General features: G+C 36.0%; 18 protein-coding genes and 1 pseudogene. 18 read left to right on the top strand and 1 reads right to left on the bottom strand.

From position 1 onward, the window contains the following. Window positions 1–89: 89 nt before the first annotated feature. The 13 genes from ACMGGO_RS17045 to ACMGGO_RS16985 all read left to right on the top strand — a co-directional run bounded on the left by ACMGGO_RS17045 (window position 90) and on the right by ACMGGO_RS16985 (window position 12,030). Window positions 90–1,028: an ABC transporter ATP-binding protein gene (locus ACMGGO_RS17045; protein WP_420282089.1), complete on the top strand. Its 939-nt coding sequence runs from the start codon at window positions 90–92 to the stop codon at window positions 1,026–1,028. A gap of 3 nt (window positions 1,029–1,031) precedes the next feature. Next, entirely contained in the window at window positions 1,032–1,784 is a 753-nt protein-coding gene (locus ACMGGO_RS17040) for an ABC transporter permease (RefSeq protein WP_004225875.1), read from the top strand. A gap of 28 nt (window positions 1,785–1,812) precedes the next feature. Then, the gene (locus ACMGGO_RS17035; RefSeq protein WP_420282088.1) at window positions 1,813–3,030 is read left to right on the top strand and encodes an aminopeptidase; all 1,218 of its coding nucleotides are present in this window, start codon (window positions 1,813–1,815) and stop codon (window positions 3,028–3,030) included. Between the two features lie 12 nt (window positions 3,031–3,042). Continuing rightward, window positions 3,043–3,561 (top strand): hypothetical protein, encoded by a 519-nt coding sequence (locus tag ACMGGO_RS17030; RefSeq protein ID WP_420282087.1) that lies wholly within the window; start codon window positions 3,043–3,045, stop codon window positions 3,559–3,561. A gap of 72 nt (window positions 3,562–3,633) precedes the next feature. Continuing rightward, entirely contained in the window at window positions 3,634–4,011 is a 378-nt protein-coding gene (locus tag ACMGGO_RS17025; protein WP_255601691.1) for an ELKS/Rab6-interacting/CAST family protein, read from the top strand. A 234-nt stretch (window positions 4,012–4,245) separates the two neighbouring features. Further along, window positions 4,246–5,334, top strand: a complete 1,089-nt coding sequence (locus tag ACMGGO_RS17020; RefSeq protein WP_066036561.1) for an ABC transporter substrate-binding protein — start codon at window positions 4,246–4,248, stop codon at window positions 5,332–5,334. Continuing rightward, complete coding sequence (locus ACMGGO_RS17015; protein ID WP_066036562.1) at window positions 5,324–6,160, top strand: alkaline phosphatase family protein; 837 nt, start codon at window positions 5,324–5,326, stop codon at window positions 6,158–6,160. The genes ACMGGO_RS17020 and ACMGGO_RS17015 overlap by 11 nt, the downstream gene beginning before the upstream one ends. 71 nt (window positions 6,161–6,231) lie before the next feature. Continuing rightward, on the top strand, window positions 6,232–7,077 hold the full coding sequence (locus tag ACMGGO_RS17010) for an ABC transporter permease (RefSeq protein ID WP_181574653.1): 846 nt from the start codon (window positions 6,232–6,234) through the stop codon (window positions 7,075–7,077). Then, window positions 7,074–7,859 carry an ABC transporter permease gene (locus tag ACMGGO_RS17005; RefSeq protein WP_281216816.1) on the top strand — a complete coding sequence of 262 codons (786 nt, stop codon included), beginning with the start codon at window positions 7,074–7,076 and terminating at the stop codon, window positions 7,857–7,859. Before ACMGGO_RS17010 ends, ACMGGO_RS17005 begins: the two co-directional genes overlap by 4 nt. Then, the gene (locus ACMGGO_RS17000) at window positions 7,856–8,857 is read left to right on the top strand and encodes an ABC transporter ATP-binding protein (protein ID WP_066036564.1); all 1,002 of its coding nucleotides are present in this window, start codon (window positions 7,856–7,858) and stop codon (window positions 8,855–8,857) included. The genes ACMGGO_RS17005 and ACMGGO_RS17000 overlap by 4 nt, the downstream gene beginning before the upstream one ends. After that, window positions 8,854–9,639 carry a DeoR/GlpR family DNA-binding transcription regulator gene (locus ACMGGO_RS16995; protein WP_420282086.1) on the top strand — a complete coding sequence of 262 codons (786 nt, stop codon included), beginning with the start codon at window positions 8,854–8,856 and terminating at the stop codon, window positions 9,637–9,639. Before ACMGGO_RS17000 ends, ACMGGO_RS16995 begins: the two co-directional genes overlap by 4 nt. Beyond that, the gene (locus ACMGGO_RS16990; RefSeq protein ID WP_305193150.1) at window positions 9,636–10,646 is read left to right on the top strand and encodes a histidinol phosphate phosphatase domain-containing protein; all 1,011 of its coding nucleotides are present in this window, start codon (window positions 9,636–9,638) and stop codon (window positions 10,644–10,646) included. Before ACMGGO_RS16995 ends, ACMGGO_RS16990 begins: the two co-directional genes overlap by 4 nt. A gap of 115 nt (window positions 10,647–10,761) precedes the next feature. Further along, window positions 10,762–12,030 carry an ATP-grasp domain-containing protein gene (locus ACMGGO_RS16985; RefSeq protein WP_066036565.1) on the top strand — a complete coding sequence of 423 codons (1,269 nt, stop codon included), beginning with the start codon at window positions 10,762–10,764 and terminating at the stop codon, window positions 12,028–12,030. Window positions 12,031–13,605: 1,575 nt separating this feature from the next. Here ACMGGO_RS16985 and ACMGGO_RS16980 read toward each other — a convergent pair. Beyond that, window positions 13,606–14,334, bottom strand: a complete 729-nt coding sequence (locus ACMGGO_RS16980; protein WP_244205561.1) for a hypothetical protein — start codon at window positions 14,332–14,334, stop codon at window positions 13,606–13,608. Window positions 14,335–14,683: 349 nt separating this feature from the next. Between ACMGGO_RS16980 and ACMGGO_RS16975 the strand changes: the two are divergent. The 5 genes and pseudogenes from ACMGGO_RS16975 to mutS all read left to right on the top strand — a co-directional run. Next, a pseudogene (locus ACMGGO_RS16975) lies at window positions 14,684–15,887 on the top strand (IS3 family transposase); the annotation flags it as partial. A gap of 782 nt (window positions 15,888–16,669) precedes the next feature. Next, window positions 16,670–18,223, top strand: a complete 1,554-nt coding sequence (miaB, locus tag ACMGGO_RS16970; protein ID WP_004225844.1) for a tRNA (N6-isopentenyl adenosine(37)-C2)-methylthiotransferase MiaB — start codon at window positions 16,670–16,672, stop codon at window positions 18,221–18,223. Continuing rightward, window positions 18,224–18,661 (top strand): RicAFT regulatory complex protein RicA family protein, encoded by a 438-nt coding sequence (locus ACMGGO_RS16965; protein WP_048391473.1) that lies wholly within the window; start codon window positions 18,224–18,226, stop codon window positions 18,659–18,661. A 134-nt stretch (window positions 18,662–18,795) separates the two neighbouring features. Continuing rightward, window positions 18,796–19,449 carry an outer spore coat protein CotE gene (gene cotE / locus ACMGGO_RS16960; protein ID WP_175400709.1) on the top strand — a complete coding sequence of 218 codons (654 nt, stop codon included), beginning with the start codon at window positions 18,796–18,798 and terminating at the stop codon, window positions 19,447–19,449. Between the two features lie 128 nt (window positions 19,450–19,577). Continuing rightward, window positions 19,578–22,148, top strand: a complete 2,571-nt coding sequence (gene mutS, locus ACMGGO_RS16955; RefSeq protein ID WP_054550560.1) for a DNA mismatch repair protein MutS — start codon at window positions 19,578–19,580, stop codon at window positions 22,146–22,148. The last annotated feature ends 8 nt before the right edge of the window (window positions 22,149–22,156 follow it).

Raw genomic sequence — 22,156 nt, 5'->3', positions numbered from 1 at the left:
AAGCCATTCGGTAAATAATTATTACCTCAAGGTCTGACTTTTTAGTCAGACCTCATCTTTTGAAATTTAATCAGGGAAGGCTGTTTACCATGCTTGAACCAATATATGAATTAGAAAATGTAACTTTCTACTATAAAAAAGGTAAATTTAGAGCAAATAATGGCATTTCACTGACTATATATAAAGGTGAAATAATTGGGTTATTAGGACCGAATGGCGCAGGAAAAACGACACTGATAAAGCAAATGATAGGACAGTTAGCACCAACAGAGGGATCCGTGAAATTTCATCAACAAGAAGTATCTAAGAATCCGAAGTATGTATTGAAACAGATTGCCTATTATTCACAGGAGACTTTTGCTTTATCATTTTTAAAAACATGGGAAGCCATTTATTTTACGGGTAGATTAAAGGGGCTTTCCAAAAAAGAGTCGAAGCAACAGACAGATAATATTTTGCTGAGGTTAGACATGGAAGCTTATCGAGATAAGCTATTGTCAAAGCTTTCGGGTGGTCAAAGAAGACTCATTAGTTTAGGAGCAACTTTGATTGGTCAGGCATCCGTTATGATTTTGGATGAGCCTACAAATGAGCTGGATCCATTAAAACGGAAATTAGTATGGGACATCATTCGTGAGCTTAACCAAAAGGGTACAACAATTATTTTAGTCACTCACAATATTTTGGAAGCTGAAAAAGTTGTTCATCGTGTAGCTGTTATAGATAACGGAAAGCTTTTAGCCATTGACCATGTCGAAAAGCTTAAGAAAAGAGTAGACCAAAGAATGCGTTTAGAAATTTATGCACAGGAGGCCTCTATTCACAATATCAAAGACAGACTGAAAGATTTTGGACAAGCAGAATTAGTAGAGGATACAAAACTCACGATGTTAATCGAGAAAAATATGGTTCGTACTATTGTTGAAATAATACAGGATGGGACATTGAACATTAACCAATACTCTCTGTTTCCACCAAGTCTAGAAGATGTCTATTCACTACTTCAAGAACAGCAAAGGAGTGAATAGTTAATGAATGCCTTTAGTCAATTCTTTGTTGAATTACTTATTTTATTTCGTATACAAATAGCTATTGTAAGGCACCAATTATTATGGATTATTGCAATGTCTTCCATTTTCCCAATAGTTACTTTAGTTTTTCTAGAATTTTTACTGGGTGAATCTAGCTCTGAACAATTGGCACGATTAATTATCGGTAATATGATTTTTAGTATTCTATTAATGGGGATGAATATTCTAGGGCAGGATATCTCGTATCAAAAATTTGGGGGCTATTTTACATATTACTCATCCCTTCCCATTCGAAAGGTTAATTTTATTTTATCTTTGTTGTTTTATGGTATTTTAACTTCCTTACCTTCGTTTATTATTGTATTTACGTTTGGTCAGCAAATTTATGGGGTGAATCTTCATTTTGAGTGGCTTTTACTACCAGTTGCTTTATTGGCGATTTTTAGTGTAGTAGGCATTGGTGTATTAATGGGTTTTTTATCTCCAAATCCTCAATTTACAAATATTGTAGCGCAATTTTTGTTGATGTTTGTTACTTTCTTAACACCAGTTATGATTGAACTGAAAGACCTTCCCATCGTTCTGCAGTGGATTTCCTACGTGTTACCTACAACATATGTAGCGAATGTATTACACGGTATGTTAACTGTTGGATGGACCAATTCTACATTCATAGATGTTCTTATCTTACTTATTTTTTCCTGTTTTTCTTATCTATTGATCAGTAAAAAAATACATTGGCGTGTTCAATAAATTATTTGAATAGGGAGTTAAATTTATAATGAAAACTTTTGAAACTAAGATAGATCAGTATGCTGAATTGGTCATAAAAATAGGTATTAATATTCAACAAGGACAGACTTTAGTGATTTCTGCCTCGATAGCTGCTGCTGATTTTGTTCGGAGGGTTTGCCGACATGCCTATCTCAATGGTGCACATTATGTTTATATAAAGTGGATTGATGAAGAGCTTGCTCGAATTGAATTTGAATATATGACAGAGCAAGGCTTAGCCTATACACCAGATTGGCTTGTGAAGGGGTATGAAGAAATGGCGAGTAGTGGTGCCGCTTTTCTTTATATTATTTCACCCCACCTGCAAAATATGGAGGGAATAGACCCTGTTAAGGTAGAAAAAGCAGAGTATGCTTCTGCACTTGCTTTTCGTTCTTTTACCGAAAAATTGATTAAAATGCAAGTTAGTTGGACTGTTATTGTTTATCCGACGGAGCAATGGGCAGCATCTATTTTCCCTGACTTAGAGCCCAAAAATGCTCTTGAGGAATTATGGGAAAAGTTTTTTGAAATACTAAGATTAAATGAAGAGAGCCCACTACAAGCTTGGGAAAAGCATGTTGAAACATTAAATAAAAGGGCCACGTTATTGAATGAAAAGCATTTCCGTTATTTACATTTCATTAGCGAAGACACAAATCTAAAAATAGAGCTACCACAAAATCATCGTTGGGTTAATGGCTTGGAAACGAATGACAAGGGAAGCTCATTTATTTGTAATATGCCGACTGAAGAAATTTATACGACACCACTCAAAAAAGGAGTAAATGGAATAGTCAAAAATACAAAGCCATTAGTTTATGAAGGGCAGATCATTGATCAATTTACACTTACATTTAAAGATGGTGAAATTATTGATTTCTTTGCAGAAAAAGGGATGGATGCATTCCAAAGTATTCTTCAAAAAGACGAGGGTGCTAGATATATAGGTGAGGTTGCATTGGTTCCTCATGATTCTGCAATCTTTGCGAGCAATCTACTATTTTATCATAATTTATTTGATGAAAATGCATCCAGTCATTTAGCCATTGGGCAAGCCTATACTTCAGGCTTGAAAGAAGATGGTGCAAACCTAGAAAACATAAATAATAGTATGATCCATATTGATTTTATGATAGGCTCACAAAACTTACAGGTGAATGGAATACGAGAGGACGGTACTGCCGAAGCGATTTTAGTGAATGGTGAGTGGGTAATTAAATAAGGGGGAAGATGAATGGGAATAGTGCAGTGTAAGACTGATAAGGATTATGAAAAATTCGCTGTTTTCTTTTTGCAAAATAGAAATATATTTGACGATATGTATCCGATTTTAGATACACTTGGTAGTTTATATGTCATGATAGAGGAAACAAATCTGCTCCTCTTTCAAAATACACAGCAGGAAGTATTTGCTGCAGCAAGCTATACATTGGGTGTAAGAGAAGATCAATTTAAAAATAAACATATCGTTTTTATTGATTGCGCACTACTAAAGAAAGAATATCAAAATAGTCGATCCTTTGTTAAGGGTTTTCTACAAATGCTAAAACATATATTAGAAGAACACCCAGAAGTGAAAGAAGTCCAATTTTATGCTTATCGCCATCATGGCTATATTCACCGTCTTTATAAAAAGTTTGCCACTATTATAGATGAAAAAGAAGGATATTTTGGAATGCAAGATGTCTTCTCTGTGGAATTTCACAAATTGACTACTTTTTTAGAGGAATTTAATAAAAAACAAACCATTTAAATGGAATGGATAAAGGGCTATTTCGGGCAATGTTTCTATAAAAAATGCTACAATAAAAGAAAAAAAGAGGCGATGTACGTGAATAACGTCATTGATTTTATTGCAAAAAAAAAGGAACGTGAAGACCGAAAGCGTGCTCAGGATTTAGAACGTTATGTAGCTACACAATGTAATTTTCAACACCCTGAAAATATTGATGCTCTTGTAGAGGACAAATTGATTGAGGTTAAAGATCATACGTTATTTCTTGGCTTTCTATCCATTTTAAAGGATGAGCAAATAGAACCGTTAGATATTTTTCAAGATGTCTTTTCATTAGAGCCCCCTCGTTTTGAAATGTCCTACAATATGAGATGGTGGTCAGTTGTGCAATTGGCATTTACATTTTTAACAATTCTCAAGGAAAATGAGCCGCATACCTATGCTGATTTTTTAGGTCTCTCCAAATAACCTAAGTATGTGTACGTCTGTAAAGCAAACGTACACATACTTAGATTTTTCTTATCTTCCCCCGCTAGCTTTACAAGCCTACTTCATTTATTTATTAAATTCATAGATATTTATAATTCCTCAATAATTTTTACTAAATATTCTTAACACCTCCATACTTGCTTAATGTTTGTTTTATAACATAACGTTTGTAAGCAAATAAAAATAAAGCAAAACAAATGGAGGGTCCAACACATGGCAATTCAAAAACTGTGGAAAAAAGGTCTAATTGGTGCATTAGCTATTTCCATGTTGGCAGCTTGTTCTGACAGTTCATCTAGTGCAAATGAGGTAAACAAGGATTTATCGCTTGAGGACATTACAGAAAAAGCAAAGGAAGAGGGCACTGTTAATTCTGTCGGTATGCCAGATACATGGGCGAACTGGGTAGAAACCTGGGAGGAACTCGGGACCGAATATAGCATCAAACACAAGGATACGGACATGTCGAGTGCAGAGGAGTTAGCGAAGTTTGAAGCAGAGAAGGATGATGCTACGGCAGATATTGGAGATGTCGGGATTGCTTTTGGACCAATCGCTAAGGACAAGGGCTTAACATTACCATACAAAACGTCTTATTGGGATGAAATACCTGATTGGGCTAAAGATGATGAAGGACACTGGATTGTTGGCTATACAGGAACCATTTCTTTTTTGACAGATAAAAATAATGTGAAGAATGCTCCAACCTCATGGGAAGACCTAAAAAATGGAGATTACACAGTAAGTATTGGGGATGCATTAACAGCTAACCAAGCACAGTTTGCCATCTTAGCAGCGGCTATGGCATTTGGTGGAGATGAGTCCAACATCCAGCCAGGTATAGATTTCTTTGCTGAATTAGCGAAGCAAGGACGTCTACAGGGAGATCCATCAGTAGCAAACCTAGAAAAAGGTGAAATAGATGTTGCGATCTTATGGGACTTTAATGCATTAGGTTATCGTCATCAAATTGATGAGGACCGCTTTGATGTAGTGATACCTAAGGAGGGATCTGTCACTTCTGGTTATGCAACGGTAATTAATAAATATGCCAAAAACCCACATGCTGCCATGCTAGCACGTGAATATATTTTATCTGATGCAGGTCAAGAAAATTTAGCAAAAGGCTATGCGCGTCCAATTCGGGACGGAGTGAAATTACCACAGGATGTAAAAGATTTACTATTACCTGCTGATATGTATACGAATGCACAACCTGTTAAAGACCAAAAGAAATGGGAAGATACAACAAAGCAAATCCCACAACTCTATCAAGAGCAGGTGTTAATCCATGCAAAATAACAAAGTGGTTCTCATTGTTATCGATGCCTTGCGCTTTGACACAGCCTGCACACATATGGGGTTCTTGCACCATTTAGTCGAGCGTCAGGTAGCTGCTCGCTATAAGGTTTGCTCAGAGGTGCCTTCTTTATCAAGACCATTGTATGAGACGATTTTAACCGGTACACCCCCTATTGTACATGGCGTTACCAGCAATATGACAGTGCGTTTATCGAAAGGGCAAAGTATCTTTCATATCGCAAAGGAGCATGGTTTAACTACAGCAGCCTCCGCCTATTATTGGGTGAGTGAGCTTTATAATAGAGCGCCATTTAATCATATGGAGGACAGGTTACAACTCGATACACATTTACCAATTGACAATGGTATGTTCTATTTTGAGGATCATTATCCAGATAGTCATGTATTTGCCGATGCAGCATGGTTAATGGCTCAAAAGCAGCCTGATTTCCTGTATATTCATCCAATGAATGTTGATGATGATGGTCACAAATTTACGGCAGATTCTGCTCAATATCGCAATCGAGTTTTAGCGATGGATGCTTTACTATCCTTGTTTATTCCAAAGTGTATGGCGCTGGGCTATGAGGTTATCGTTACGGCTGATCATGGCATGACAAGAGATGGTAATCATGGCGGTACCACACATGAGGATCGTCATGTCCCGCTATTTGTCATTTCAGATGCTGTAAAGGCTGGCATAAAAGAAGGCATTATTTCTCAATTACAAGTTGCACCACTGTGCTGTCATTTATTAAATATCAAGCCTGCTGAAGATATGGTACCACTCCTGTTAGAAGGTGTGTTTACAGCAAAAGAGGTTTAAATAATAGTAGTCGCTCTTATTATAAGGAGCGGCTATTATCCCCATGAGCCGCAAGTCATTTATAGAAAGAAGTGAGTGTGTTGATATCGAAGCGGCAATCCATTGCTTGGCTTTCGCCTTTTCTTGTATTACTATTACTGTTTTTCTTAGTACCGCTCCTATATATGCTCATTACAAGTTTTCAAAATAGTGAGGGCTTTACTCTGAAGCAGTATGAATCAATTTTTACGAACGACTACATTCTTCAAGGTTTTAAAAATAGTATTACTTTATCTGTTATCTCAGCTATGATTGCGTTACTTATCACCTTGTTTGCAGTTTATGCCATGATGAAGTTTTCAGAGCCAGTACGGGAGAAGATTTTAATACTTACGAACTTAACCTCCAATTTTTCAGGTATTCCGCTAGCATTTGCTTTTATCGTTTTACTTGGCAATAGTGGTTTATTTACATTGTTATTTGACAAATGGGATATTGAGGCGTTGACATCCTTTTCATTATACAGTTGGAGCGGTTTGTTACTTATTTACATTTACTTTCAGCTGCCATTATCACTAATGCTGCTATATCCCATTTATGATGGAATTCAGCAACAGTGGAAGGAGGCGGCAGCTCTTCTTGGTGCATCTAGCTGGCAGTTTTGGATGAAAATTGGTCTCCCTGTTATGCTCCCAGGAATTGTGGGAACCTTTAGTGTATTGTTCGCCAATGCTATGGGTGCGTATGCTTCTGCTTATGCATTAACAAGCAGTAATTATAATTTAGTGGCGATTCGTATCGGCTCCTTAATAAAAGGTGATATATTTGCTCAGCCAGAGCTAGCCAGTGCCATTGCAGTTATATTAGCAGTGACAATGGTGACGGCCATGCTGATCAGTGAGTGGAGCATCTCTAAAACAAGGAGGAAAGTAAAATGAAAAAGCGTGGTTTGGCTGATTTCTTTTTCCTTCTGCTCATGGGATATTTACTATTACCAGTGTTAGCAACAATGCTCTATGCGTTTGCAACAAAATGGAATAAAACGATATTGCCAGAAGGACTCACACTAAAATGGCTTTCGGCATTGTTTCAGGATACCGATTTTATGCAAGCATTTGGCCGCTCAGTATTTTTAGCAGGGGGGGCAGTTAGTATTGCACTCCTTGTCATTGTGCCAGCTATTTTCGTCATCGTCCTATACTTTCCAAGATATGAAAAATGGATACAGATGGCAGTGGTGATGGTGTATTCTTTTCCAGGAATCATTTTAGCTGTTGGGCTTATACGCGTTTATAGCCAAATAGGTATACCGATGATATTTGTTGTTTTAGGGGCCTATGTTGTGGGAATTCTTCCTTATATCTATCAAGGTACACGAAATAGTTTAAGAAATATAGATGCGAGGCAGCTACTTGATGCCGCTCAATTACTAGGCGCATCCAAAAGGCAGGCATTCACAAAAATTTTACTGCCTACCGTTTATCCAGGCTTATTTGCAGGGGCATTATTATCCTTCTCTGTCTTATTTGGTGAGTTTGTCTTAATTAATCTTGTTGTAGGTTCTCGCTTTGAAACCGTTCAAATTTATTTAATGAAAAAGCTTAGCACAAGTGGACATATTGCTAGTGCTGTTGTTTTCATCTATCTCGTGCTAATGGGTCTTTTAACATTCGTCATTGCTATCGTAACGAAACGATCGAAAGGTGCTACAAATCTATGAGTTATCTTGTTATTGAAGGGCTTCATAAAAAATATGGACAAGTATCTGTTTTAACCAATATTCATATGGAAATTCAAAAAGGAGAATTTATCACACTATTAGGTCCTAGTGGCTGTGGAAAGAGTACGATTTTGCGTATTGTTGCAGGCTTAACAGATGCATCGGCAGGAAAGATTTTGATTGAAGGAAAAAATATGAGTGGGGTACAACCGAAGGATCGTCAAGTGGGTATGGTCTTTCAATCCTATGCACTTTTTCCTAATATGACTGTGCTCGAAAATGTTGCTTTTGGTTTGCGTATGCAAAAAGTTAATAAGGCAGATATAGAGCAGCGTGTTCATGAAATGCTAGCGCTTGTTCATCTAAGTGAGAAAGCTAATGCGTATCCGAAAGAATTATCTGGAGGTCAACAGCAGCGTGTTGCTCTAGCCCGTGCATTAATTGTCCGACCTAAAGTACTGTTATTAGATGAGCCGCTTAGTGCGCTTGATGCTCAAATTCGCAAAAAACTTCAAGCAGATTTACGAGCAATTCAGCGAAAATTAAATATGACAATGATTCTAGTTACACATGATCAGGAAGAGGCAATGGCTGTTTCGGATAGAATATTTGTCATGAATAATGGCAGCATTGCCCAAAATGGTACGCCAACGGAAATCTATACGAAACCAAATAATGAATTTATTGCTAATTTTATCGGTCATTATAATGTTTTTCCACGCCAAACTTTAGAAAAAATGCTTGGAGCATCTTTAATAGAGCAAGCTACGAAATTTGCTATACGACCTGAGGCGTTACATCTCGATCAACGAGATGGGGACTTATGTCTCTTTGGGGTTGCCAAACAATCATTAATGAGCGGCAATATTATCCGTACTACGTTTGAAGGAGAAATGGCGTTTACAATGGAACAACTGCATCAACAAGGGTATTCGATTGAAATGGGAAAATCCTATAAGTGTTATGTCGCACAAGAAGATGTGATTGCGCTATCATGACTTACGCTAAACTGGAAAGATTTGAATTTATTTTAAAACAATTAGATTCTGAAGGGAAAATTATTGTTGCCAATATTGCCGATGCCCTTCAGGTAGCACCAGAAACAATTCGCCGAGACTTTGATGAATTAGAACAACAGCATTTATTATCAAGAGTTCATGGCGGGGCTATTAAATATACGAATGTACGTAATGAACCGATATTTTTACGCAAGCTACAAATGCACAAGGACGCAAAGAGACAAATTGCTCGTATTGCTGCAAAACGCATTTGCGACGGCGATACTATCGCAGTAGATACAGGTACTACAACAGTACATATAGCCGATTTTTTACTAGCTGTGGAAGATATAACGGTTGTAACGAATTCAATTGCAGCAGCTATTCAATTTAATTTAGCCATAGAAGAACGACGCATGACAGGCAAGGTCATATTACTAGGAGGTACGGCGAATCCAAAACAATCTTCTGTTGCAGGTGCTATGACGTTAGAAATGCTAGATAATATGAATTTTGATAAGGCCTTTTTATCGTGTGGTGGCATGAGTGAGGGCATGGTTTATGATTACGATTTGGATGAATCTCTTATTTCAAAGAAAATGCTCAAGCATAGCAAAGTGAGTTATTTATTAGCCGATGCATCTAAAATTAATGGCAAATCATTTTTTCAAATCTGTCATCTTGATGAATGTACAGAAATTCTTTGCGAAAGCACTTGTCCATTAGAATGGCAGGCTTATGAGGAAAAATGGACGATATGTAATGGAGGGAAGAGTGGATGACAATTGATTATCACGTACATTTAGAAGAGGGGCCTTATTCATTTCGCTGGCTAGAGCGTACATCGCAGGCACTGGAGTTTTTTTATCCGGATGATGAAACGGAAAAAGGCTCCAAACAACAAATAACTTGTCATTTACAGCGTCTAGCAAGGCGTGTGAAAAATGGCTGTTATAGTGAGGAATGGTTGGATTTATATCTTGAACAGGCAAAGCAGCTCGGCTTACGTGAGGTGGGGATTGTCGATCACTTATATCGTTTTCAAGAAACGCGTGCCTATTTTGAGCGTTTTATGAGGCTGGATGATAGTGAAATTGGACAAATTCAGCGCTATTGGCTGGATCGTGTGATGACAGAAAATATGGACGCTTTTGTGACGACCATTCAGCAGGCAAAGGAAAAATGGCGTCAACATGGCATTACACTGAGACTTGGTATAGAGGCAGATTATTTTGTTGGTGGTGAGGAGGAATTAACTGCTTTGCTAGCAGGTTATCCTTGGGATTATGTAATTGGTTCTGTTCATTTTGTTGATGGGTGGGGCTTTGATAATCCACAAACAAAGTATCTTTTTGAGCAAATGGATCAACCCTCTTTACAACAAAATTATGAGCGTTTTTTTAAAGTAGTAGAGAAAATGATTCTTTCCAATATGTTTGATTTTGTTGCCCATTTAGATAATTTTAAAGTATTTAATTATCAGGTGGAGGATCGTGCGTTTCTTGAAGTTTGGTATAAACGTATTGCAAAGGCACTAACGTCTACTGAAACCGCCACTGAAATCAATGCCGGGCTGTATTATCGTTACCCTGTACAGGAAATGTGCCCGGGTCCTCGTTTTTTACAAACCTTACTTGAGCATGGAGTTGCTTTTACTGTATCCTCTGATGCACATTTCCCAGATGATTTAGGTAAATATACATTTGCCAATACAGAGCTGCTAAAGGGTTATGGCGTTCAAGCTATTGCCTCCTTTGAACAGAGAGTGAAAAAAATGATGACGTTATAGGTTGAGTAAAGGGCACTAAAGCTTCAATGTAGTGCCTTTTATTCGTATTACATAAGTACAATTTTACTCGCATACAAATGATTAAATTCATTTTTATAATGTGAGGCGATTCAGATTGACATCTATTAAAGAACAACCCTTTTTACCTATTATTATACAATCGGGTCAGCATGCGTACGGGGTAGCACGCTCATTTTATGCAGCCTACCGCATGAAAAGTCTTGTCATTGAGCCAGCAAAAAAAGGGAGGACGATGCGCTCACTCCTTTTGAAAGGCTCACAGGGAATTGCCACGCAGAATAGCGGTATTCTGGATTTTCAATACGTTGAACATTTAGATGATCCTACCCGTTTTGTACAAGTGCTAGTGGGATTGGCCATGCAGTGCCAACAAAAGAAATTGATTTTATTAGTTTGTGACTGCTACTATGCAGAGCTTATCATTGAAAATAAAGAGCAGCTTGAAAAGTACTTTATTTTACCTTACATTGATCAGGCTTTACTAAATAGGGTGCAAACAAAGGAGAAGTTCTACAGGCTTTGTGATAAATATCAGTTAAAATACCCCAAAACCATCATTATAACAAAGGAACATCATCCAAATAGAGAAATTCCAATCCAGTATCCCATTATTATTAAACCCTCCAATACCGTGGCATATACGAACTGTTCCTTTCCTGAAAAGAAAAAAATATATCTAGTGCACGATGCAGATGAGATGCAGCACATTATTCGCTGTATTTATCGTTCTAGCTATCAAGACACCTTAATCGTTCAAGAATTTATTCCAGGCGACGATTCCTATATCCGTGTTCTAGATGTATATGTAGGAAGAGATCGAAAAGTAAAATTAATGTGTCTTAGCAACAAGCTACTCGAAGATCCATCTCCACAAAACAAAGGTATTTCTTTAGCTGTTATGACCGATTATGATGAACAGCTAATGGAATCCATTCGGCATTTTTTAGAGGACATCGGCTATACGGGCTTTGCTAATTTTGATATGAAATATGATGCAAGGGACGGGAAATACAAGCTATTTGAAATGAATTTGCGAGCAGGGGCTTCAAGCTACTATGTGACCGCAAGCGGGTATAATTTAATGCAATATGTGGTGGATGATTATTTATACCAGGTTAATCATGAACGAACATATGTCCAGACGAAGCATGTATGGTCACTACTTCCTGCAAAAACGCTATTTAAATACATGAAGAATGAAAAATTAAAAATAGAAGCAAAGCAATTAATGAAAGAAGGGCAATACACGGATGCATTACTATATAAAGAAGATATGAATATCAAGCGTTGGATAAAGCTGAAATTGTATCATTCATATTTACAGATAAAATACAGCAAGTATTTTAACAAAAGCAATGGTTAGCATATGTGAAATGAAGGATAGGGCTTTAAGATTCGTATTTATTATTTCATTTTGTTAAGTGATTTAGATATTGAAAAGCGTTATGAGACATTAAATTTAGGTATAGAAAATGCTTTAATAAGAATGAATCAAAGAAAGGATTATCTTTTAGATGAAATTGTTTTAGAAAGCTTCGAATAACTGATAAATAAAAATTGGTACCTTCAAATATAGTAAAAAAATATTGTAGTACTTTATTGGAAATAACGGATGAATTGCGCAAAAATAAAATTGAAAATGATGGGTATTTCAATTTGTTAAAAATAATTAGTGAATATAATATTGATTATGCTTATAAAATCTTTTAATAGCGAGTTCACATGTGTATGACAATAGGGTTAGGAAAGACTCTTTTGAGAGCGCTGTGGATAATATCGAACAATTAAAAGCTATAGAGTATTTTCATAAATTGTATAAATCAGAAATCAAATTATTTAAAGTTTATCTAATGAATTTAAAGATATAAAGATTGATTTGTTGACTTTAGAAGAAAAACTAAACCAACAGTAGGAAAAGATTTAACCAATAATCTTATTAATATTGAAATGATATCAACGAAAACATCTCAAAGATTTTTTCGATGGAGACTTAATTCGCTTAATTGATTATCTAAGAGAAAGTAGCTATTCAGATTACAGATATAACAATTATGTATCTGATACAATACATTATATAGTTGCTGCGGCTTTTAAAAAAAGTCACTTAGATATCAAATAAAAATAGTGGAGCACTAAGGTTATTTTGAATTACTTCAAATATATTCGCTTTTAGAAGGAAGTGGAGATAGAGAGAAATGTAGAGAATTATTTAGTTTCCTATAAAATTAGTAGAATTATTGGTCTTTTAAAGAAATAATTTTTAAAAATGAAATGATAGAATCTTATCTTTACAGACTGTGCTTTTTCTTTTGGTTATTTATAGCAATAACAGTTTCGGAATATTCAAACATATTTTGATGAGAATATTTAAATTTTACCGATTTATATTTGCCGAATCGACAAATCATACTTATAGCTCAATCTCTTATCACCTCTTAAAAAGGTATATTTGTTATTTTAAGTTATTCTTTAATCCCCACTATTATCATATCAATTTATGTTTAAATGACAAAATATATAAGTGAAAATGAGTGTGTATTTTATGGTAATTTTATGACATTGTAAATATAGTGTAGTATAAGAAAAGGCGTGTGCGCACGTGACCTAGAATAGCATAAAAAAGAACACTCATTTGTTTTTAACTCTAAAACAAATGAGTGTTTTTTCAGCTTTCATCGTTCTGAATAGTAGTCTGATTCAGAGGTTCTGCTCATTCCCACTTCAAAAAAATAACAATGTTATTTAATGAAATAGTGCAGAATACAATAGCACTAAAAAACTAAGTAGAGTGAAACTAAATAGAATTATTAGAGGTAATTTCTCTTTACGTTCTTTGATTCGATTCATTCTAAGAAATAGTACAATACAAAGGGTGAGTGAAATACCAAAAAGAATAATAGGAACTATAGATAACACAACTATCCCCCTTTTTTAATAATTAACATTGAGAACCTATCCAGAAAGGATCTGGATTTACTGTACCTGTCCATTTAATCCATAATCCACAGTCCTTAACGCTTGATAAGTTTAAGGCAGTTGCCCCAATATCAATTAATCCTATTGCAATAATAGTAGCTAATCCAAGAGGAGGAGCAATAAAGGCAGCGATAGCAGCTCCAAGTGTAGCTATTCCTGCTCCAATTTGAATATAAGTTATTATCTTGGAAGCTTGACAACTATCAAAGTAAGTATAGAATCCAACTGAAGTCTTTTCATACTTACTTTTACCGTTACATGCAGCTAACGGCTGGACAGAATTCATTAATTCAAAGTCTTTTGTAGTAGACTCAATTAAGTCTTCAGATACATTTTCTTTTCTAGCTGACTCTTCATCAAAATAAAAACCATTTTCATCATATGTTACAAATGGCTGTATAGCCAATGTATCGTTTATTATTTGATTATGTTCATTTACTTTTGATATTGCAAGCTTGATATCAGAATCTGTTGCACCTTGTTTTTTTGCTAAATTAGTATCTATAGCAATATAGTCTCCATAGAAACCTATTGTTTTATCAAATTCTTTATCTAATTCTAATACACTTGTAAGAATAGTCGATAAATTATCTATTGTTTCATTTTCTATTTGTGCTGCGGTTGCGGGAAACTGCGTTGTTATTGAAAACATAAAAATTATTGCAACGATTCCTGTAATAATTTTTTTCATTTTTTATCCCATCCTTTTAATAATATGATTCTCAACACTGTGTGACAACCAATATCTAGTAAACTATATTATTTCCATTTAGTAACCTCCTTCTAGTAGATTATTTATATAATAACATAATAATTTACAAAAATAAACAAATATTAACAATTTTGATAATGATTATCCAATTGTGGAATTATTAATAGGGTTTTAACCAAAGATAAAATTATATAGCTTTTCATAATCTTTATTTAACGTAGTGCTTTATTTAAATATTCGATTTATGAAATATTAAATCTGTACATTTTAAATTTAAATAATTTATTAAATCTGTGCAAATATTGCATAAGTAAATAGTTCTATATAAGGAAGAAAGAAAACGTTTGAGGAACATATTCAAATTGTCAACTACTGTTTAAAGAGCCAGAAAAATTATCAATTAGCAGCACAAGCCTATGATGTTTCGTATCAACAGGTATACCATTGGGTGAAGAAATTTGAAGCGACTGATGAAGAGGGATTACGTGATCATCGCGGTCGAACAAAAAATGAAGTTGAATTAACAGCCGAAGAAAAACTTAAGGTTAGAAATCAAACGAATCGAGCGTGAAAATGAGTGCTTACGTGCTGAAAATCTATTTTTAAAAAAGTTAGAGGAAATCGAAAGGAGGCGTCGCTAAGCCAAATTCGCTTACAACAACGCTATTTAGCAATTCAAGAATTACACCAAGAGGAGAAACTTTCGATTCTTTTATTATGTGAAATCGTGGGTGTTTCGCGCGCCGCTTACTATAAGTGGCTAAGTCGTAAGCCATCTAACAGAGAAGTTGAAAATGAAGCCATTTCAAAGGATATTGATCTCCTTTACCACCAAGTAGATGGCATTTACGGCTATTGTCGTATGACATTGACAATCAATCGTCAGCGAATAAAGAATAATCAAGCGACGGTTAACGAGAAGCGTATTTATCGTTTAATGCAGGTGAGTGGATTGAAGTCCGTTATTAGGCGAAAGAGAAAGCCTTATCGTAAATCTCCAGCGCATCAGTGGCGGAGAACGTATTAATCGGGCATTTACCTCGGAAAAGCCAAATGAAAAATGGTGTACAGATGTCACAGAGTTTAAGTATAGAAACGGGAAAAAACCTTATTTAAGTGCAATTATCGATTTATATGATGGTTCAATTATGAGTTATGTGTTAGGTCATTCGAATAATAATTCCCTTGTTTTCAAAACAATAAAATCAGCTATTCAATCATTACAATCAGGCGAGCAGCCATTAATACATAGTGATCGAGGTTTTCAATATACATCGAAGGGATTTAAACGAATTGTGGAAACAGCCAATATGACACAAAGTATGTCCCGTGTTGGTCGATGTATTGATAACGGACCAATTGAATCATTTTGGGGCACATTGAAGTGTGAGAAGTATTATTTGCATAAGTTCGATTCATATGAAGGGTTAAAACTAGCGATTGATGATTATATTCATTTTTATAATTACTATCGTTATCAGAAACGATTAAACGGCTTGAGTCCTTTAGAATTCAGGGCTCAAGCCGCTTAATACATTTTTTATTATTTCCACTGTCTACTTGACAGGGAGCAGTTCATTACTCTGGTGTCTTTTGTTATTTATTATTGATCAATAATATCTCAATCTTTCAATGTTCGTACATTTTCGTATTCATTAGCTTTAGTTTTATAACTTTGAGGGTGTTGCTTCCAAAATAATATTAGTATAGCCTGTTTTGATTGTAGAACAAATAATCTGAAAACAAATTGTTCGACACAGTTTTACCATCAACAATAACAGTTTGAGCTAAAGCCATTATATATTTTGAACCGCCACCTTCTTTAGCTAAAAGAGGTTTAAATTCTTCACTTGTAACCTTTGATAATAATGCAATCTGTCCAAAGCTGTGCCTCCATTTACAACTATCAATTCATCTTTTGCAGTTGAATGTAAGTCATAAATTGAAGTAATATCATTATCTACTCAAAAATACCCTGGTTTGTACTCAAAATTACTTATGTCGGGTTTTCCTTCAAGATCGTTTGTAATTCCACTGATTTGTCAGCTACAACAGTAAAGCCTATAACGCCTAAACTCCTTTGTTTTATATAAATCAATAATAACAAAGGTTTGGAATTATTTATAAACTATTCTAATTATTGTTATAACTATTGAGAAAGGTGAAGTTTCATCTATTATAAAGGATTAGTAAAAATTATTTGTATGGACAGGAAATGTGACGTTTTAGTTTTGTAACAATTACTTTTTGCTTATTAATGATAAAACATAAAAATAATTGTATAATTCATTTGTGAGGAAGGAGCGTCCGTTTAGTGAGTGAAGAAATGAGAACAGGTAAGAGTGTTTTTGAATTAGAGCAAGAACAACTAAAAACATTACCGAAAAATAAAAATAAAGAATCAGAAAAAGATTATTCAACATATTTTCAAGGGCCATCAATGATTGATGGAAAAAAACGTAAAACAGTAGCTGAACATATTCAATATGCTTTAGAAAACGGTTTCCGTGGAATAGGCGAGGGAAAAAGTTATCATATCATGACTTATGGCTGCCAAATGAATGAGCATGACACAGAAGTAATGGCCGGGATTTTTATGCAGCTAGGCTACACACCAACAGAGGTGATTGAAGAGGCTGACGTTGTCTTGCTAAATACATGTGCTATTCGTGAAAATGCAGAAAACAAAGTATTTGGAGAACTTGGTTTCCTGCTGAAATATAAACGAAAAAACCCTGAGATGCTAATAGGGGTTTGTGGCTGTATGTCGCAAGAGGAATCTGTGGTTAATAAAATTTTAAGAAGCTACCCACATGTTGATATGGTGTTTGGTACACACAATATTCACCGTCTGCCAAACATTTTAAAAGAAGCCTACATGTCAAAAGAAATGGTCATAGAGGTTTGGTCTAAAGAAGGCGATGTCATTGAAAATCTGCCGAAGAAACGTCTTGGCTCCATTAAGGCTTGGGTTAATATTATGTATGGTTGCGATAAATTCTGTACGTATTGTATCGTTCCATATACACGTGGAAAAGAGCGCAGTCGCCGACCAGAGGAAATCATTGCTGAAGTTCGTGAGCTAGCGGCAGCGGGCTACAAAGAAATTATGTTATTGGGACAAAATGTCAACGCTTACGGTAAAGATTTTGAGGATATTGATTATCGTCTTGGCGATTTAATGGATGAATTAAGAAAGATCGATATTCCGCGGATTCGATTTACAACGAGTCATCCACGTGACTTTGATGATCATTTAATCGAAGTTCTTGCAAAGCGTGGCAACTTAGTGGAGCATATCCATTTACCAGTACAATCGGGCTCGAATGACGTGCTAAAAATTATGGCGCGTAAATACACACGCGAGCATTTCCTTGGTTTAGTGGATAGAATTAAAGCGGCAATACCTGAAGTAACATTAACAACAGATATTATCGTTGGCTATCCGAATGAAACAGAGGAACAGTTTGAGGAAACATTGTCCTTATACCGTGAAGTTGGCTTTGACGCAGCCTTTACGTATATTTATTCGCCACGTGAAGGTACACCAGCTGCAAAAATGATTGACAATGTACCTGAAGAGGTGAAAAAAGAGCGTCTTCAACGTTTAAATGAAGTGGTAGGTGAATACTCTCGCAAAGCATTAGAGCGTTTAAATGGCCAGGTTGTCGAAGTATTAGTTGAAGGCACAAGTAAACGACGCGACGATGTGTTAGCGGGCTATACGAGGAAAAATCGTTTAGTTAACTTCAAAGCACCAGCAGAAGTAATTGGTCAATTAGTGAAAGTAAAAATAACAGAGACTACATCCTATTCACTTACTGGTGAATTTGTGGAAGTCGTAAAAAATGAAAAGGTGGAAGCATAAATGACACAAGTCTTATATACAAAAGAAGATTTAATTAAAAAATCACATGAAATTGCACATATGATTGCAAATACGCCAGAGGTTGAATTTTTCAAAAAGGCAGAAGCGCAAATTAACGAAAATCAACAAGTACGTGAACGTATTGCAAGCTTAAAAAGCTTACAAAAACAAGCGGTTAATTTCCAACACCTAGGGAAAGAAAAAGCATTAAAAATGATTGAAGATAAAATTGCTAAAATCGAGGAAGAAATTAATGCCATCCCAGTTGTGCAACAATTTAAAGAATCACAAGGCGATGTGAATGATTTATTGCAACTTGTTTCAAATACGATCGCAAATAATGTTACAAATGAAATTATTCGCTCAACTGGTGGCGATGTTCTTCGTGGTGAAACGGGTTCATACGTAGAAAATAGTCAACCAGGTAGCTGCTCTTAACAGATTATAGAAATCAAAGCTCGAATGCTGTCATTCGAGCTTTTTTTACGTCTTCTTCTATTGAAGCATTCAGCTGCTATAATAGACCTCTCATCGCAAAGTTTTAAATGATCCATTTCATTCTCTAAAAATATATGTTCACCCAATGGGCGCTACCTGCATATGATGGAGTGAAAAGAGTCGAAGGAGGAATTGCGCTGAAACGTTTACGACAAATCGTGACGAAAGCAGTAGTTGCCAAAGGGAAGAAGAGAACGGAAGAACGTGTAACATTATCACCAACAAATAAACCGACAAGTATTTTAGGGTGCTGGGTAATCAATCACACTTGCTCTGCAAAAAGAGTCGGGAAATTTGTAGAAGTAACAGGGAAATTTGATGTCAATGTTTGGTATGCCTATAGTAATCATTCGAAAACAGCTGTGTTTTCTGAAACGATTCACTATAAAGACAAAGTGAAGCTTCACTATCGAGACGGTGAAATTAGCGTTGGTGATGATGTTCGTGTACGTGTGATACAAGAACCAAATTGTATTGAAGCGATTATCTCTCCATGTGGTACAAAGTTTGAAATTGTAGTGGAACGTGAAGTAGTTGTTGAGGTAATGGGTGAAACAACAATTTGTATTAGTGTCCATCCACTAGACTATGAAGAAGATTGGAGCCTTAATGATGAAAGTTCATCTTCATCCTCATCAAGCTCTAGTTCTAGCTCCTCTTCAAGTCCTGAAGGAGAAGGCAGGTATGTGTTAGAGTCTTCATCGTTTCCTGATGAACGACCAAGATAAGTCTAAAAAACATCATTTTTTGATACATGCGAAATGCTAGCATCTTAAAAAAGGTGAATAAAGCGTTTCGCATGTATCTTTTGTTATAATAAATATATCTATAAGGCAAGAGCGAGGTAAATAGTGATATGACAACATATACACCAATGATGCAACAGTATCTACAGGTAAAGGAAGATTACAAAGATGCCTTTTTATTTTTTAGATTAGGTGACTTTTATGAAATGTTTTTTGAGGACGCAATCAATGCCTCACAAATTTTAGAAATTACATTAACAAGCCGAGATGCAGGCGCAAAAGAGCGAATACCAATGTGCGGTGTGCCGCATCATTCGGCTAAAAATTATATTGAAACACTTGTGCAAAAAGGCTATAAAGTGGCTATTTGTGAACAAACAGAAGATCCAAAGCAAGCAAAAGGTGTGGTCAAACGTGAAGTTGTTCAGCTTATCACACCAGGAACAATTATGGAAGGAAAGGCTCTTGATGGTAAATCTAATCATTTTATTGGAGCGGCAGAGCAATTAGATGACACAACATTTGGCTATGCTTATTTAGATTTATCCACAGGTGAAGCCGTAGCGTCTTCTATTGAAGGCGATGGAAAAGCCTTATTAATGCAAATGCAGGCTTACGGAATTCGAGAACTGATTGTAACGGATAGTTTGCAGCTATTATTAGCAGAGCATGCCGTCAATGCTGGGATCGTACTTTCAATTGAAGTGAATGAAATGCCAATGGACAAAGCAGCAAGTTATCTAGAAGCTGTACCACAACCGTTACAAATTGCGTGTCTTCGATTGTTAGCTTATATTGACCAAACACAAATGAGATCTTTATCACATATTCAGGCATTCACGTTTAATGAAATTAAAAATTATTTACGCATTGATTCTAGCTCAAAGCGCAATTTAGAGCTGATTCAATCGATTCGAGGTGGCGATCAAAAAGGTACACTCTTATGGCTATTAGATGACACGGTGACAGCGATGGGTGGACGGAAATTAAAGCAATGGCTACACCAACCGCTTGCCACACGTTCAGCAATCGAGGCTAGACTAGCGATTGTTACGGATTTATTGGAAGAATATTTTGTACGAACAGAGCTTCAAGCATCCTTAAAACAAGTATATGATTTAGAGCGTTTGGCTGGTCGTGTTGCTTTTGGCAATGTGGGTGGACGAGATTTAGCCCAATTGCGTGATTCTTTACGCCAAGTGCCAACTATTCAACAGCAGTTGGTGGGGTCAAATAAAGAAACATTACAGCAATTAGGTGCGGAACTTGATACATGCTCAGATGTCGAGGCATTATTAGCAAAAGCGATTACAGATAATCCCCCTATTACCATTAAAGAAGGGGATGTTATCCGTGACGGCTATAATGAACGCTTAGACGAACTTCGCTATGCCGCTCGTAATGGTAAGGATTGGATTGCCCAACTTGAACAAGAAGAGCGTGTGAAAACGGGTATTAAAAATTTAAAAATAGGCTATAATCGCATTTTTGGTTACTATATAGAAATTACAAAATCAAATATTCATTTAGCAGATTTAACACGCTATGAGCGAAAACAAACACTGGCGAATGCGGAACGCTATATTACACAGGAACTAAAAGAAAAAGAAGCATTGATTTTAAATGCTGAAGAAGAAAGCTTAACATTAGAGTACAACCTGTTTGTAGAAATTCGTGATGTATTAAAAACTTATATTCCGCGTGTCCAAGCACTAGCAGCAAACATTAGTGAATTGGATGTCTTATTAAGCTTTGCAAGCGTCTCAGAAAAATATCGATTTACGAAACCAGAATTTCATGGTGGACGTGCCCTTAAAATTATAGAAGGACGCCATCCTGTCGTTGAAAAAATGCTGAACAAGCAAATGTATGTACCAAACGATTGTGTGCTAGAAGAGCAGAACAATATGATGCTTATTACAGGGCCGAATATGTCTGGTAAAAGTACTTATATGCGTCAAGTAGCATTAATTGTTGTTATGGCTCAAATGGGCTGCTATGTACCTGCTGAAAAAGCGAAGCTACCAATTACCGATCAAATTTTTACTCGGATTGGGGCGGCTGATGATTTAGCGGCAGGACAATCTACATTTATGGTGGAGATGCTTGAATCGCAACATGCTATTATGCATGCAACAAAAAATAGCTTAATGCTATTTGATGAAATTGGACGTGGAACATCGACCTATGATGGTATGAGCTTGGCACAATCGATGATGGAATATATTCATGACAAAATAGGAGCCAATACGTTATTTTCTACGCACTATCATGAATTGACAGCACTTGAAAAGGATTTGCCACGCTTACAAAATGTGCATGTTTCAGCCACTGAAAAAAATGGTACGGTCGTTTTCCTGCATAAGGTGAAAAAAGGAGCGGCTGATAAATCCTATGGTATACATGTGGCACAGCTTGCTCAATTACCTGAGGAAATTTTAGCTAGAGCACGTGTATTACTTGAGAACTTTGAGGCAGGGAAAGAAGTAGTTGCCGAAACACAGGTGATAGCTGAACAACCAATACAGATGTCTTTATTTACAGAGGACGAACCGATTTCCCCAGCCGAGACAAAGGTGCTAAAGAAATTAGAAAAGGTAAATATTCTAGGTACTTCACCGATGCAGGCAATGAATATTTTATATGAGCTACAGCAAGAGCTAGTGAACGCTAAAAAATAAAGGAGTGA

The sequence above is a fragment of the Lysinibacillus sp. BNK-21 genome, from assembly GCF_048684915.1.
In the GTDB taxonomy this organism is placed as follows: domain Bacteria; phylum Bacillota; class Bacilli; order Bacillales_A; family Planococcaceae; genus Lysinibacillus; species Lysinibacillus capsici.
Note: the sequence above shows the minus strand (reverse complement) of the source record. Positions and strands in the feature narration are given on the sequence as shown.

Coding starts and splice junctions, on each gene's coding strand:
- ACMGGO_RS17045 (WP_420282089.1), top strand. CDS start 90: ATGCTTGAACCAATATATGAATTAGAAAATGTAACTTTCTACTATAAA.
- ACMGGO_RS17040 (WP_004225875.1), top strand. CDS start 1,032: ATGAATGCCTTTAGTCAATTCTTTGTTGAATTACTTATTTTATTTCGT.
- ACMGGO_RS17035 (WP_420282088.1), top strand. CDS start 1,813: ATGAAAACTTTTGAAACTAAGATAGATCAGTATGCTGAATTGGTCATA.
- ACMGGO_RS17030 (WP_420282087.1), top strand. CDS start 3,043: ATGGGAATAGTGCAGTGTAAGACTGATAAGGATTATGAAAAATTCGCT.
- ACMGGO_RS17025 (WP_255601691.1), top strand. CDS start 3,634: ATGTACGTGAATAACGTCATTGATTTTATTGCAAAAAAAAAGGAACGT.
- ACMGGO_RS17020 (WP_066036561.1), top strand. CDS start 4,246: ATGGCAATTCAAAAACTGTGGAAAAAAGGTCTAATTGGTGCATTAGCT.
- ACMGGO_RS17015 (WP_066036562.1), top strand. CDS start 5,324: ATGCAAAATAACAAAGTGGTTCTCATTGTTATCGATGCCTTGCGCTTT.
- ACMGGO_RS17005 (WP_281216816.1), top strand. CDS start 7,074: ATGAAAAAGCGTGGTTTGGCTGATTTCTTTTTCCTTCTGCTCATGGGA.
- ACMGGO_RS17000 (WP_066036564.1), top strand. CDS start 7,856: ATGAGTTATCTTGTTATTGAAGGGCTTCATAAAAAATATGGACAAGTA.
- ACMGGO_RS16995 (WP_420282086.1), top strand. CDS start 8,854: ATGACTTACGCTAAACTGGAAAGATTTGAATTTATTTTAAAACAATTA.
- ACMGGO_RS16990 (WP_305193150.1), top strand. CDS start 9,636: ATGACAATTGATTATCACGTACATTTAGAAGAGGGGCCTTATTCATTT.
- ACMGGO_RS16980 (WP_244205561.1), bottom strand. CDS start 14,334: ATGAAAAAAATTATTACAGGAATCGTTGCAATAATTTTTATGTTTTCA.
- ACMGGO_RS16965 (WP_048391473.1), top strand. CDS start 18,224: ATGACACAAGTCTTATATACAAAAGAAGATTTAATTAAAAAATCACAT.
- cotE (WP_175400709.1), top strand. CDS start 18,796: ATGTTCACCCAATGGGCGCTACCTGCATATGATGGAGTGAAAAGAGTC.
- mutS (WP_054550560.1), top strand. CDS start 19,578: ATGACAACATATACACCAATGATGCAACAGTATCTACAGGTAAAGGAA.